The 12,760-nt window shown below is 73.6% G+C and carries 12 protein-coding genes and 1 pseudogene; 6 read left to right on the top strand and 7 right to left on the bottom strand.

The genetic code is table 11. The annotated features are described in order from the left end of the window. Positions 1 to 394 (bottom strand): annotated as a pseudogene (locus ACWEPF_RS38585) (phage tail sheath family protein); the annotation flags it as partial. Between the two features lie 178 nt (positions 395 to 572). Here ACWEPF_RS38585 and ACWEPF_RS38580 point away from each other — a divergent pair. Together ACWEPF_RS38580 and ACWEPF_RS38575 are read left to right on the top strand one after the other, a co-directional pair. Continuing rightward, on the top strand, positions 573 to 971 hold the full coding sequence (locus ACWEPF_RS38580) for a hypothetical protein (protein WP_452176330.1): 399 nt from the start codon (positions 573 to 575) through the stop codon (positions 969 to 971). A gap of 77 nt (positions 972 to 1,048) precedes the next feature. Further along, the gene (locus ACWEPF_RS38575; protein ID WP_452176329.1) at positions 1,049 to 1,705 is read left to right on the top strand and encodes a hypothetical protein; all 657 of its coding nucleotides are present in this window, start codon (positions 1,049 to 1,051) and stop codon (positions 1,703 to 1,705) included. Positions 1,706 to 1,721: 16 nt separating this feature from the next. On the opposite strand, the gene ACWEPF_RS38570 is transcribed toward ACWEPF_RS38575, so the two are convergent. Continuing rightward, on the bottom strand, positions 1,722 to 4,031 hold the full coding sequence (locus ACWEPF_RS38570; RefSeq protein WP_452176328.1) for an FtsX-like permease family protein: 2,310 nt from the start codon (positions 4,029 to 4,031) through the stop codon (positions 1,722 to 1,724). Continuing rightward, positions 4,028 to 4,774, bottom strand: a complete 747-nt coding sequence (locus ACWEPF_RS38565; RefSeq protein ID WP_452176327.1) for an ABC transporter ATP-binding protein — start codon at positions 4,772 to 4,774, stop codon at positions 4,028 to 4,030. The genes ACWEPF_RS38570 and ACWEPF_RS38565 overlap by 4 nt, the downstream gene beginning before the upstream one ends. A gap of 140 nt (positions 4,775 to 4,914) precedes the next feature. On the opposite strand from ACWEPF_RS38565, the gene ACWEPF_RS38560 reads away from it, so the two are divergent. From ACWEPF_RS38560 to ACWEPF_RS38550, 3 genes are all read left to right on the top strand, one after another. Beyond that, positions 4,915 to 5,742: a sensor histidine kinase gene (locus ACWEPF_RS38560; RefSeq protein ID WP_452176326.1), complete on the top strand. Its 828-nt coding sequence runs from the start codon at positions 4,915 to 4,917 to the stop codon at positions 5,740 to 5,742. Then, complete coding sequence (locus tag ACWEPF_RS38555; RefSeq protein ID WP_452176325.1) at positions 5,739 to 6,407, top strand: response regulator; 669 nt, start codon at positions 5,739 to 5,741, stop codon at positions 6,405 to 6,407. Before ACWEPF_RS38560 ends, ACWEPF_RS38555 begins: the two co-directional genes overlap by 4 nt. Before the next feature lie 136 nt (positions 6,408 to 6,543). Next, entirely contained in the window at positions 6,544 to 9,240 is a 2,697-nt protein-coding gene (locus ACWEPF_RS38550; RefSeq protein ID WP_452176324.1) for an NACHT domain-containing protein, read from the top strand. Positions 9,241 to 9,275: 35 nt separating this feature from the next. On the opposite strand, the gene ACWEPF_RS38545 is transcribed toward ACWEPF_RS38550, so the two are convergent. Then, positions 9,276 to 9,902 (bottom strand): histidine phosphatase family protein, encoded by a 627-nt coding sequence (locus ACWEPF_RS38545; RefSeq protein ID WP_452176323.1) that lies wholly within the window; start codon positions 9,900 to 9,902, stop codon positions 9,276 to 9,278. Between the two features lie 157 nt (positions 9,903 to 10,059). On the opposite strand from ACWEPF_RS38545, the gene ACWEPF_RS38540 reads away from it, so the two are divergent. Then, on the top strand, positions 10,060 to 11,055 hold the full coding sequence (locus ACWEPF_RS38540; RefSeq protein WP_452176322.1) for an MsnO8 family LLM class oxidoreductase: 996 nt from the start codon (positions 10,060 to 10,062) through the stop codon (positions 11,053 to 11,055). A 108-nt stretch (positions 11,056 to 11,163) separates the two neighbouring features. Here the strand turns inward: ACWEPF_RS38540 and ACWEPF_RS38535 are convergent, their stop codons facing one another. The 3 genes from ACWEPF_RS38535 to ACWEPF_RS38525 form a co-directional block, all read right to left on the bottom strand. Continuing rightward, a complete protein-coding gene (locus ACWEPF_RS38535; RefSeq protein ID WP_452176321.1) occupies positions 11,164 to 11,514 on the bottom strand; it encodes a hypothetical protein in 351 nt (116 codons plus the stop codon). Positions 11,515 to 11,696: 182 nt separating this feature from the next. Next, positions 11,697 to 12,533, bottom strand: a complete 837-nt coding sequence (locus tag ACWEPF_RS38530) for an ABC transporter ATP-binding protein (protein ID WP_345288232.1) — start codon at positions 12,531 to 12,533, stop codon at positions 11,697 to 11,699. After that, positions 12,530 to 12,760 (bottom strand): iron chelate uptake ABC transporter family permease subunit (locus ACWEPF_RS38525; protein WP_452176320.1); only part of this gene is annotated, 231 nt, incomplete at its 5' end. The genes ACWEPF_RS38530 and ACWEPF_RS38525, both read right to left, overlap by 4 nt.

Below are 12,760 nucleotides of genomic sequence, written 5' to 3'. Positions count from 1 at the left end.
CCAGGCCGGGCGGTACGGGCAGCCCCAGGTCGTCGAGCAGGGCCGGCAGTGCCGCAGCCTGGTCGGCTCCCCTGGCCCCGCGCCTGCCGGGAGCCGCCGCCGGAGGCACCTCCTCGGCCGGCGCTTCCGCGCCCGCGCCGACCCGCACCACGTAGCAGACCCCGCCGCCGTTCAGGAAGTAGCCGTACACCGCGTGCGCGAGGTACTCGCCCGCCACGAACTCCCCGAACTCCCGGACGTACTGGCTCCAGTTGGTCACCAGCGTCGGCGCGTCGAACGGACCCCTGGCCGCCAGACCGACGAATGCGGCCACGGCGGTGCCGACCCCCTCGATCGGGCGCGACCCGGCCTCCACCTCCTCGATGTAGACACCGGGCGACTGGTACGACGGCATCCTGATCCTCCCTCAACCCCGACACGGCACGCCCAGCGTGGTGCCCGCGCCCGACCAAGGTCACGACCCTCCGGCCGTCCGCCGGTGCCACCCGCCCTGCCCGATCGGGCAGGGCACCTGCCCGTCGGTCTACGGTGTCCTTCTGGACGAACCACCGACCGTCAGGAGACCCACCGCCGTGCCGACCCAGCAGTCGACCTTCACCATCCGGCACGACCGCTGGTTCACCCCGCTCGCCCGGGCCACGGCCCTGCCGCCGAGCCGCTCCACCGTGACGGTCGACCACGACACCGTCCACGTCCGGATGGGCTGGGCCTTCCGCGCCCGGATCCCGCTGGCCTCGATCACCTCCGCCGTCCCGGACCGACGGCCCGTCACCGGCTGGGGCGTGCACGGCTTCTCCGGCTACTGGCTGGTCAACGGCTCCTCCCGCGGCCTCGTCTCCCTGACCGTCGAACCCCCGGCCCGCTGCCGCGTCACCGGCCTGTCCCTGCGCCTGCGCGAACTCCGGATCAGCCTCGACCACCCCGAGGAGTTCCTCGCCCTGCTCGCCGCCCGTCGCAGCACCCCCGCCTGAGGGCCGCTCCCCGCTCTGTTACCGAACGCGTACGTACCGCACCGTCAGTTCCGCATACCCTTCGGGGAATTGGATCCGTGGTGGCACGGACGGAGTCGGGGGACCCGGTGGTCGTGATCTACCTGTACGTGGCGTTGCCGCTGCTCTGCTGGGCGGTGACGGCCCGCACCCGGACGGTCGGCGTCCCGGTCGGACTGGCCCTGCTGGCCGGGACGGTGGCCCTGGAGGGCCACGCCCTCGGGTGGTGGACCTTCCGGGGCGCCCCCGAGTTCTACCTGGAGTACGTGATCCTGGCCGGGCTGCTCGTGCTCGGCGGCCGCTACGCCGAACGCGACCTGCTCGGCGGCCCCCGGCCCGCGCGCCGGCCGCTCCGGGTCTCCGTCGCCAACGTGCTGTTCGGCGTCCAGCTGGGCGCCGTGGCCGCCCTCACCCCGTTCGCGGCACTGGTGATGTTCCACTCGGCGAGCGGGGTCCCGCGGGCCGCCCCGGCCGTGCCGGCCGGCTTCACCCTGACCCGCGAGCACGAGGAGAGCTGCGGCTCCAGCATCTGCAGCCTCTTCTGGGAGGTCCACAGCACGGCGGGCCTGCCGCCCGAGGAGACCGCCCGGATCCTCAAGGCCTCGGCCGAACCCTGCCGACCCAACGGCTACCTGCTGGACCGACGCGACCGCTGCGTCTCCGTCGACCGCCGGGGCGACCGGGTCTGGCTGGCCGTCAGCCTCTCCGAGAGCTGACGGCCGACGGCCGCCCTCACTCGGTCCGCAGCACCGAGGCGCTGGTCCGCCGCCCCGCCGAACGGGCCGGCAGGAGGGCTCCGAGCACCGCGATCACCACCCCGGAGGTCCCGACCACGGCCAGCTGGGGCAGGTGCCAGACCGCCTTGAGGGACTCCGGGAAGACCACCACCCCGATGTGGTCCACCAGCACCCGGTGCGCCACCATCCCCAGCGGGATGCCCAGCGCGCCGCCCACCACGCCCACCACCGTCATCGAGGTCACGAACATCACCGTGACCTGACGCGGGGTCATCCCGATCGACTTCAGCATGCCGAGGTCCCGGCGGCGCTCCCGGCTGTTCAGCAGCACGGTGTTGAAGACCCCGAGCGCGGCCACCGCCGTGATCAGGAGGGTGAAGACCGCGGAGAAGGCCACCAGCGTGGTGCTCGCGGTGCTGCCGTCGTCGGTCAGCGAGGGGAGCAGCCCGGGCTCGGCCGCCGCCACGGCCTCCCGGTACGCCCGGGCGTCCGCGCCCGGGGCCAGCCGGACCTGGTAGTGGACCGCCTTCGCCTCCGGGGCAAGCTGTGCCAGGGTGGCCCAACTCACCTCCACGAAGCGGGCGTCACCGTCCAGCTCGGCCCCGACGATCACGGCCTCGGCCCGCCGCCCGTCCAGTTCCAGGGCGATCCGGTCGCCGACCCGCGCGCCGTGCTGCCGCAGGTAGCCCGGGGACACCACCACCTCACCCGGCGCCTCCCCCAACACCCGTCCGGAGATCAGCCGTTCGGTCTTCCCCGGGTCGGGGTCGCCGCGCCGGAAGAAGGCCGCGAGCTGTTCGGTGGAGCCGGCCAGGCCCACCTCCGCGATGGCCTCCGCCGTCACGCCCGCCGCCCCCGGCGTGGTGCGCAGCAGGCGCTCCACCTCCTCCCCGGTCAGCCTCGGTGCCGTCTCGCCGAACTCGGGCCGCCCGGCCCAGACCGAGATCCGGGCCGCGCCGTCGCTGCGGCCCACCTCGCCGAGGCCGACCAGCGTGCCGGTCAGCCCGGTGCTGAGCGTGACGGTGGTGACGCCGAGCAGCACCGCCGCCAGGGTCAGCGCCGTGCGGGCGGGGCGGGTGAACGGCTGGCCGAGCCCGAGGCTGACGGCGCGCGGCAGCCGGGTGGCGGCCAGCCACCGCTGCACCCGCAGCCCCCGCCCGGCCGTCGGCGCGCTGCCCGCGGTGAGCACCCGGGCGGCCGGCAGGCGGTGGGCGCGCAGGGCCGGCAGCAGCGCGGCCAGTGCCACCACCAGCGGTACGCCGACCAAGGCGACCGCGTACACCCAGCCGTCGACGCCGATCTCCGCGCTGCCCCGCAGCACGCCCTGGAAGGCGGACTTGAGCACCGGCCCGCTGAGGGCGGCGCCCAGCGCGATGCCCGGCAGCGCCCCGGCCACCGCCGGGACGGTGACCATCAGCAGGTGGACGCCCAGCACCTGGTTCGGGGTGAAGCCGATCGCCTTGAGCACCCCGATCTGCCGCAGGCCGGAGACCACCGCGCCGCTCACCACGTTCGCCACGATCAGCACCGCGACCAGCACGCCGAGCACACCGAACAGCGACATCACCGGCAGGTACGCCTCGGCCGTCGCGGAGAACGCCGCCCGCAGCTCCAGGTGGCTGCGGACCGCCGTCAGGGCGCCCTCGGGCAGGCCCTCGCCGACTGCGGCCACGGCCGCGCGCAGCTCCCGCGCGGTGCCGGAGTCCTTGAAGCGGTAGAGCATCTGACGCCCCGTGGGGTGCAGGGCCGCCACCTGCTCGGGGACGGCCCAGCCGTCCGCGGTCCGGCTCATCGAGATCGCCGCGCCCACCACCGTCAGCTCGGTGCCGCCGCGCAGCGACAGCCTGCTGCCGACCAACTCGGGCCGGAGCATCCCGCCCTCCTGGTTCACCACCACCTCGCCGGGGGCGGTGGCCCACCGGCCGGCCACCAGCTCGACCCGGTCGACCGAGCCGCCCGGTCCGGACCGGCCGACCAGGTCGAAGGCCCCCTCCGACACCCCGGGCAGTGTCCTGGCCAGCGCCGGCGAGACGGTGTCGAAGGGCCCGGCGGCCGCCTCGACGCCGGGGCCGCCCGCCCGTTCGGCGAGCTGGCCGGCCGTCACCTCGGAAGCGTCGTAGACCGCCGTGACGTGCGCGCCGCGCTGCTTCTCGAAGGCCCGGTCGAAGGGGGCGGAGAGCGCCACCAGCAGGCCCAGCGCCAGCACCACCGTGGCCGTGGCGACGAACACCACCAGGCCGATCACCGTCATCTGCAGCCGGCGCCGCCGCACCCCGCCCCGGGCCGCCCGCCACACCGCGCTCACCGGGCACCCCCCGTTCCCGCGCCGGCCTTCCCCGCCGCGCCGCCCCCGACGGTGCTCTCCCGCAGCACCCGGCCGTCCGCGAGCTCCACCAACCGGCTCGCGCAGCGCGAGGCCAGCAGCGGGTCGTGGGTGACCATCAGCAGCGTCTGCCCGATCTGGTTGAGGTCGATCAGCAGGTCCATCACCTGCTCGCCGGAGCGGCTGTCCAGCGCCCCGGTCGGCTCGTCCGCCAGCAGCAGGGCCGGACGGTTCATCAAGGCCCGCGCCACCGCGACCCGTTGGCGTTCGCCGCCGCTGAGCACCGCCGGGTAGGCGTTGCGCCGGCCAGCGATGCCCAGTTCCTCCATCAGCTCCAGCGCCCGCCGCCGGGCCTGCTTGGCCGGCGTGCCGGTGAGCTGCGCGGCCAGCGCCACGTTGTCCAGGGCCGGAAGGTCGTCCAGCAGGTTGAAGAACTGGAACACCATGCCGACCTGCCGCCGCCGGTAGAGCGCCAGCCCGGTCTCGTCCAGCCCGCCCAGGTCCTGCCCGTTCACCGTCACCGTGCCGGAGGTCGGGCGGTCCAGCCCGGCCACCATGTTCAGCAGGGTGGACTTGCCGCAGCCCGAGGGCCCCATCACGGCGACCGCCTCGCCCGCCCCGATCTCCAGCGAGACCCCGGCCAGCGCGTCCGTCTCCCCGTACGCCCTGCGCACCCCGTCCAACCGCACCACCGGCGGCCGGACCCCCTCGTGATCGTTCGTCATGCCGAGAAACCTAGAAGGCGACGCCCGCGGCCCGCGTCCCTCCCCGGGTGCAGCCTGCGGCGGCCGTCATCCCGCAGATGTATGGGCGCCCCCTCCCCCGGACGATGGCGACCGGGCTCCGGCCTGCGAGGATGACGGCCATGTGGGGGCTGGGAGTGACCTTGGCGGTCGCCGTACCGGTGCTCGCGGCCGCCGCCCTGGCGTTCGCGCTGCGCCGCGCGCGGCGGCTGCACCGCGCCGTGCTGGAGGAGCGCGGCTGGCTGCTGGAGCGCGAGCGGGCGGCCGCCGCCGAGAGCGCCGTGCGGGCCGAACGGGCCCGGATCGCCGCCGAGTTGCACGACGTGGTGAGCCACAACGTGAGCCTGATGGTCGTGCAGGCCGGGGCCGCCCGTGAGGTGCTGTCCACGCTCCCGGACGAGGCCGCGACCGCGATGGCCGCCGTCGAGGTGGCCGGGCGCAGCACCATGACCGAGCTGCGCCAGCTGCTCGGCCTGCTGGCCCCGCCCCAGGACGGCTCCGAACCGGAGGACCCCGCCGCCCTCCTCACCCCGCAGCCGGGCCTGGCGCGGCTCGGGTCCCTGGTGGACCGGATCGCCTTCGCCGGCCTGCCGGTCGAGGTCCGGATCTCCGGCGAACCGCGCCCGCTGCCGGGCGGCATCGACGTCACGGCCTACCGGATCGTGCAGGAGGCCCTGACCAACGCGCTGAAGCACGGGGACGGCAGCGGGGCCGAGGTGACGATCCGTTACGCCGACCACGCCCTGCGGGTGGAGGTCCTGAACGGCGGCCCCAGCGTCCTCACCGGCTCGGCCCCCCGGCTCCGCACGACCCCCGCCCCGGACGGCGCCGGGCACGGCCTGACCGGCCTGCGCGAACGGGTCGCCGTCCACGGCGGCGACCTCGACGCCCGCCGCCGCCTCGGCGGCGGCTACCGGGTCCGCGCCCGCATCCCCCTGGACCGCCCGTGACCACCGCCGCCCCCTCCCCCCGCGTCGTGATCGCCGACGACCAGGAGCTCATCCGCACCGGCTTCCGGCTGATCCTGACGGCCCGCGGGATCGACGTGGTGGCCGAGGCCGCCGACGGCTCCGAGGCCGTCTCGGCCGTCCGCCGCACCCGGCCCGACGTCGTGCTGCTCGACATCCGGATGCCGGTCCTCGACGGCCTGGCCGCCGCCCGGCAGATCCTGGCCGAGGCACCCGCCACCAAGGTGGTCATGCTCACCACCTTCGACCTCGACCACTACGTCTACTCCGCGCTCTCCCTCGGAGCCAGCGGCTTCCTGCTCAAGGACGTCACCGCCGAACACCTGGCCAACGCCGTCCGCCTGGTCACCACCGGCGACGCCCTGCTCGCCCCCTCCATCACCCGCCGCCTGGTCGAGCGCTTCGCCCACCCCGCCTCCCCGCCCGCCCCACACCCCGACCTCACCCCCCTCACCACCCGCGAGCGCGAGGTCCTCACCCTCCTCGGCACCGGCCTCTCCAACGCCGAACTCGCCCGCCACCTCACCCTCAGCGAGGCCACCGTCAAGACCCACGTCGCCCGCATCTTCGCCAAGCTCCACCTCCGCGACCGCGCCCAGGCCGTCGTCCTCGCCTACGAGACCGGCCTGGTCACCCCGAACCGCTGAAGCCCCCCGGGCCCCGGACCTGACCATCGGCCGGGCCGGCTCACCAGCCCGTTCGGCACCCGTACTTGACACACCGTCAGCTCCTCTGATTGGTAGATCCTCCCGACCGTCGCCTTCCACACGAGCTGGAGCTGATGTGACCATCGCGGATCTCGTCTCGGCACCACCCGTCGAGCAGGAGCCCACCAGATCGCTGGCCCACGTGGAGTACCAGCTCCGGGTCCTGGGGTTGCTGTGCGCCGCCGCGGACGACAAGCCGCTGCGGTTCAGCGTGCGCGGCTCCCTGGAGAGCTGGGCCGAGTATGTCGCGAAGCAGAGCGCGCGCCTGGGCTGCCCCGAGTGCCTGGCCGACGCGACCGCCGTCGCGGACAGCGTCCGGACCCCGGTGGTGGCCGCTCCGGTGCTGTCGATCAGAGAGGCCCGCAACCAGGTGTACCACGGCGGTCCGGTCCCGCCCGGCATCGACGGTTCGATCCTCCACCAGGTGCTGTCCGACAACGCCGAGCGCATCGTGCGCGTGCACCGGCACGGCCACGCGGGCGAGTTGGCGCCGTACTTCCGATCGGACAAGGACGGCTTCGGAGCGTTGAACTCGTTCTCGGGTTCGGCCGCGACCTACTGGCCGCGCCAGGGCGACGTGATCCACGTGACGGACGCGCCGGTGGTCCGCTCGCTCAACACGCTCGACTTCGAACGGAGTGACCGTCTCCTCGACGACTTCGCGTTCGACCTCGAACGGGACGTCAAGTGCTTCGCCGAACGCGGGTCCGTCGACATCGTGGTGCCGCTGTCCGATCCGATCGTCGTGCACTGGGAGCGGCGCAGCTCCGACGGCCCGGTGCCCCGCGTCGACCGGTTCGTCATCGACACCGCCGACAACGGCAGGAAGTGGCTGACCGAAGCGGGGCTCCTGCCCTACAAGGCGTTCCTGGCGGACGTCTGCAACTGGTCGCTGCTCCGGAAGCGGCTGCGGGCCGAACTCGACGACCAGGTCGAGATCGAGAAGCGCATCAGCCAGCACCTGTTCCCGGACCTCAGCCAGCAGGTGCCCCACGTGCCGACCATGGTGCAGTTCGACGACGTCTACCTGGGGCCGAACCACGAGGACCTGACGATCAGCGCCGCCTGTGCCGAGGTCACCAGGGGCGTCCACTCCTACAACGGCAGCACGCACCTCATCACGCTCACGGGCGAAGCCGGCGCCGGCAAGACCCACAGCCTCCTCCAGTTCGCCGACGAGACGCTCACCACGGGCGGCGACCTCGACCCGGTGGCGATCTACATCTCCTCCAGCCAGTCCAGCGCGTCCAGCCTGGACAAGCTGATCACCGAGCGCGTGGCCGGTACCCGCATCCTCGACCGGGACACGGTGCTGGCGCTGTGCCGGGTCGGCCTGGCCGTCCTGGTGATCGACGGCTTCGACGAGATGCTGGGCTTCCGCACCTACGACGACCCGCTGTCCGGCATGCGGACGATCCTGGAGGGGCTCCGCAACCGAGGGGTCGTCATCCTGTCCGCACGGGCGACCTACTCCGAGGTGCGACTGCGCAGGAGCCTCTCCAAGGAATCCCACCACCAACTGACGACGATGAAGCTCCAGCCGTGGAAGCGGAAGCAGCTCGACCAGCTCACCAACCACCTGTCGATCGACACGATCCAGGAGGACCCGGAAGTCAGGCAGTTGTTGAAGACGCCGTTCTTCTGCCTGGCCTACGCCGCCTGGAAGCAGGCCGGCGACTCGAGCGAGTTCCTGCGGTTCGTGGTCGACACCTACCTCCGGCGCGAGGTCCGCAAGTTCAAGGACATCCCGGGTGGCGAGCCCTTCACCCAGGACGAACTCGCGCAGATCTTCTGCGAGATCGCGGAACTGACCGCTCGCCACGTCACCGCCGAGGTGACCGAGGACGATCTCGCGACCGCTGCCGAGATCGTCCGGGGCAGGGAGCTCGACGCCCCGGGGCGCCGTCGGCTGGGCGCACTGTGCGGGCTGAGTGCGGAGCAGTCCGAGCACGAGCACTCCTTCAGGTTCACCCATCTCGCGATAGCCGAGCACTTCCTCGCCCGGCAGGTCGTCCGGGTGCCCTTCCAGCAGGCGGTGGCCCTGCTGTCCGAGGTGGCCATTTCCGCACTGTGCGCGAAACTCATCACCTCGATGTGGCTGACGGATCGCGGGGAGACGCCCACCGCCCTGGTCTCCACGCTCCAGGAGCTGGTCCGCTCCGCGCCCTCCACCGACGAGTGCCGCGCGACCATGGCCAGCCTCGGTGAGCTCTGGGCCAACGTCCACGGGACGGCGGACAGCGCCAGGTCGGTCAGCCGGATCGTCGTGGACCGGCTCGAACTGCACGGTTCGGGAACGGTGACGCTCGATCAGGCCGAGGTGAAGTACCTGGTCGTCGGCCCGCAGGTCAGACTGCGGCTGACCGACAGCAGGGTCGACTACCTGGAGCTGCCGCACGGCGCCGGGAACCCCCTGTTGGACGACTCCTACCGGCAGGTGAGCGAGCTGTACACCCAGAGCAGGCTGGCGACCACCCCGGGCCAGATCCGCGAACTCCTCGGCCTGCCCGAGGAGCCCGCCGACGAGAGCGCCATCGAGGCCTTCTTCTGGGAGAAGATCACCAACGCGCGAGCGGCGATCGTCGTGGACCGGAAGTACAACACCCCGACCGAGGACGTCCGGATGAGGTGGACACGTGAGCACGACGGCAACACCTGGCAGGAGTTCGCCAAGCGCATGGTGGCGGAAGGACGGCTGCTGCGGGAACTCGTGAACGCGGCGGGCACGCAGAAGTGGGTGCTCCGGCCGACCGACCCGCTCACCGACAGGTGAGCCGCGGGCGCCCCGCCCCCTGAGCCGACGGCCCGTCAGCCCCGGCCGTCGGCGTCCGCCTGGACGTGGGCGTCGTCGTTCCAGCGGAGCAGGGCCGGTACGCCGTGCTGCAGCCCGAGGACGGACAGGGAGGCGGGGCCCAGGCGGAGGTGGGCGGCGAAGCCGACGGGCTGGCCGAGCCAGCGGGCGGCGACGGCGCACAGGATGTGGGCGTGCGCGAAGACGAGTCGGTCGCCCTCGCCGTTGCGGGCCCAGGTGACGACGGCGTCGGCGCGGGCGGTGATCGCGTCGAGCCCCTCGCCGCCGGGGGTGCCGTCGCGCCAGAGCTGCCAGTCCGGCCGGTGCTGGTGGATCTGCGCGGTGGTGAGGCCCTCGTACTCGCCGTAGTCGACCTCGGTGAGTGCCTCCCAGACGGTGGCGCGGTCGCCGAAGCCGGCCAGCTCGCAGGTGCGCCGGGCGCGCGCGAGCGGGCTGGTGCGGACCTCGGCGCCGGTGAGGCCGTCCCAGGGAGCCGCGTGCAGCCTCCGCCCCAGCAGTTCGGCGCGGCGTTCGCCGAGCGGCAGCAGCGGCAGGTCGGTGCGGCCGGTGTGCTGGCCCGACCTGGCCCAGGCGGTGAGCCCGTGACGGGCCATCAGCAGCCTGGGGCCCTCGGTTCCCGGCATCGGTCCTCCTCCTGCGGTCGGGCCCGCACGGCGTTCGGCCCGGCGGTGCCCCGGGCCACCATCCCTACCGCGCCACCCGTCCCGACCGGCCCGGACACGCAGGACCGCGGCCGCCTTCCCCCCGTCGGCGCAGTCCCCGCCCTCGTAGACTCGCGACATGGGTACCAGGTACAGGCTCTCCGTGCTGGACCGCTCGCACGTCCGGGACGGGCACGGGGCGGCGGAGGCGCTGCGCGAGACGGTACGGACGGCGGTGGCCGCCGAGGAGGCGGGGTACCACCGGTTCTGGCTGTCGGAGCACCACGGGGTGCCCGGCATCGCCGGGTCCGCGCCCACGGTGCTGGCCGCGGCCGTGGCCGCGCGGACCGGGCGGATCAGGATCGGCACCGGGGGCGTGATGCTGCCCAACCACCGGCCGGTGGTGGTGGCGGAGCAGTTCCGGGTGCTGTCCGCGCTGTTCCCGGGGCGGATCGACCTCGGGGTGGGACGCTCGGTCGGGTTCACCAGGGCGATCCAGGAGGCGCTCGGCCACGGACGGGCGGACGCGGACGCGTTCCCCTCCCAACTCGCCGAACTGCTCGACTGGTTGGGCGAGGGGACGACGGCCCGCCACCTCCGGGTGCGGGTCCAGCCGGACGACGTCGAGCCGGTGGCGCCGTACGTCCTGGCGATGGGCGAGGGCGGCCGGATCGCCGCCGGGGCGGGCTTGCCGGTGGTGGTCGGCGGGCTGCACGACCGCGAGCGCCTGCTCGGCGTCGTGACCGAGTACCGGGAGGCCTTCCGCCCCTCCCCCTGGTGCGCCGAGCCGCGCGTCCTGCTCGCCGCCCCGGTGGCCGTGGCCGGCACCGCCGCCGAGGCCCGCGACCTGCTGGCACCCGAGGCCTGGGCGATCGTCCGCTCCCGCTCCGACGGCGCCTTCCCCTCTCTGCCCTCCCCCGAGCGGGTCCGGGCCGCGGAGCTGACGCCGCGTGAGCGGGAGCTCTTCGACCGCACGGTGGCCGGCCAGGTGGCCGGGACGGCGGAGGAGGTCCGCACCGAGCTCGACGGGCTGGTCGAGCTCGCCGGCGCCGAGGAGGTGCTGGTCACCACCGGCGCCCACGACCCGGACGTCCACCGCGCCACGCTCCGCCGGATCGCCGAGGCCCTGGCGTGACCGACCCGGGTGACGGCGAACGGCCCGGGACGGCGAACGGCCCGCCAGGGGGAGGCGGGCCGTTCGTGGTGCCGAGGTCGGGAGGTCCGACGGGGTGTCAGGCGGACGTCACTTGCAGACGCCCGGGAGACCGCTGTAGAGCTTGACGTTGGCCGAGGAGATCCAGCCCTTGCCGCTCACCGTGTCCATGTAGTACCAGGTGGTGCCGGTGATGTTGGCCGAGCAGAGGGCTGTGGCACCGGAGCGGTCCGGCACCGGGGAGCCGTGGGTGCCACAGTTGGTGGCCGGGCCGTTGTAGAGGTTGTAGGAGTTGTACGGGCCGTCGACGGTGGCGGTCTTGGGGCTGACCGCGGCCGGCGTGGAGCCGCAGCCGACGGCGTGGGCGGCGGTGCCGGTCGCGACGGTGATGAACGCGGAGGCGGCCAGCGTGGTGGCCAGGCCCAGTGCACGGAGCTTCATGGAGGTGCCTTCCCGTTTCCGGTGTTCCGGTGAGCAGTGCTTGCGGGACCAGAGACTTCCAGTTGGCCATGGTCGCGTCATCGAACGAGCGGGCTACTTCGAGCACCACCGGGTCAACCCTGCGGGGTACCACGCCCGATTGGACTCAACCATTTGGTCTACACCAGAGAGCGGACACCGTGTCAGGTCCGGGCCCGCGCCGCCGGGATGACCAGCGGCTTGCCGGTCTCCGGATCCTCGATCACGCGGCAGGGCAGGCGGAACACCTCCTCGACCAGCTCCGCGGTGACGATCCGCGCCGGGTCCCCCTCGGCCAGCACCCGGCCGTCGCGCATGGCGATCAGGTGGGTGGCGTACCGGGCGGCGTGGTTGAGGTCGTGCAGGACGGCGACCAAGGTCCGGCCCTGCTCCTCGTGCAGGCGGGCGCAGAGGTCGAGCACCTCGATCTGGTGCGCGATGTCCAGGTAGGTGGTGGGCTCGTCCAGCAGCAGCAAGGGGGTCTGCTGGGCCAGGGCCATGGCGATCCAGACCCGCTGGCGCTGGCCGCCGGAGAGCTCGTCCACCTGACGGTCGGCCAGTTCCAGCACGCCCGTCGCGGCCATCGACTCGTCGGTGATCCGCTCGTCCTCGCGGGACCACTGCCGCAGCAGGCCCTGGTGGGGGTGGCGGCCGCGGGAGACCAGCTCGGCGACGGTGATGCCGTCGGGGGCGATGGAGGTCTGCGGCAGCAGACCGAGGGTGCGGGCCACGGTGCGCGGGGGCAGCGAGGCGATGTCCGCGCCGTCCAGCAGCACCCGGCCGGCCTTGGGCTTGAGCACCCGGGCCAGCGCGCGCAGCAGGGTGGACTTGCCGCAGGCGTTGGGGCCGACGATCACCGTGAAGGAGTTGTCCGGGATCGCCACCTCCAGGCCCTCGGCGATGGTGCGCTGCTCGTAGGCGAGGGTCAGTCCCTGCCCCGCGAGCCGGGAGGAGGGGAGCGCGGTGGTCACCTTGGTGGTCTCTTCCTGTCGGGCCGTCATATCCGTCCTGCCTTGCGTTCGGTGGCCATCAGCCACACCAGGTAGCCGCCGCCGAGCACGCCCGTCACCACGCCCACCGGCAGCTGCCGGCCGGCCACCAGGTGCTGTCCGAGCAGGTCGGCGCCGACGGTCAGGGCCGCGCCGACGGCCATCGCGCCGGTGAGGTTCGGTCCGGGGGCGCGGGAGAGGCGGCGGGCCAGCTGAGGGGCGGTCAGTGCGACGAAGGA

Source organism: Kitasatospora sp. NPDC004289, from assembly GCF_053602875.1.
This window is presented reverse-complemented; position numbering and strand designations above follow the sequence as displayed.

Bases quoted from the DNA above. Each gene is read 5' to 3' on its own strand.
- ACWEPF_RS38565 (WP_452176327.1), bottom strand. From the start codon at position 4,774: ATGACGAACGATCACGAGGGGGTCCGGCCGCCGGTGGTGCGGTTGGAC.
- ACWEPF_RS38560 (WP_452176326.1), top strand. From the start codon at position 4,915: ATGTGGGGGCTGGGAGTGACCTTGGCGGTCGCCGTACCGGTGCTCGCG.
- ACWEPF_RS38545 (WP_452176323.1), bottom strand. From the start codon at position 9,902: ATGCCGGGAACCGAGGGCCCCAGGCTGCTGATGGCCCGTCACGGGCTC.
- ACWEPF_RS38540 (WP_452176322.1), top strand. From the start codon at position 10,060: ATGGGTACCAGGTACAGGCTCTCCGTGCTGGACCGCTCGCACGTCCGG.
- ACWEPF_RS38535 (WP_452176321.1), bottom strand. From the start codon at position 11,514: ATGAAGCTCCGTGCACTGGGCCTGGCCACCACGCTGGCCGCCTCCGCG.
- ACWEPF_RS38530 (WP_345288232.1), bottom strand. From the start codon at position 12,533: ATGACGGCCCGACAGGAAGAGACCACCAAGGTGACCACCGCGCTCCCC.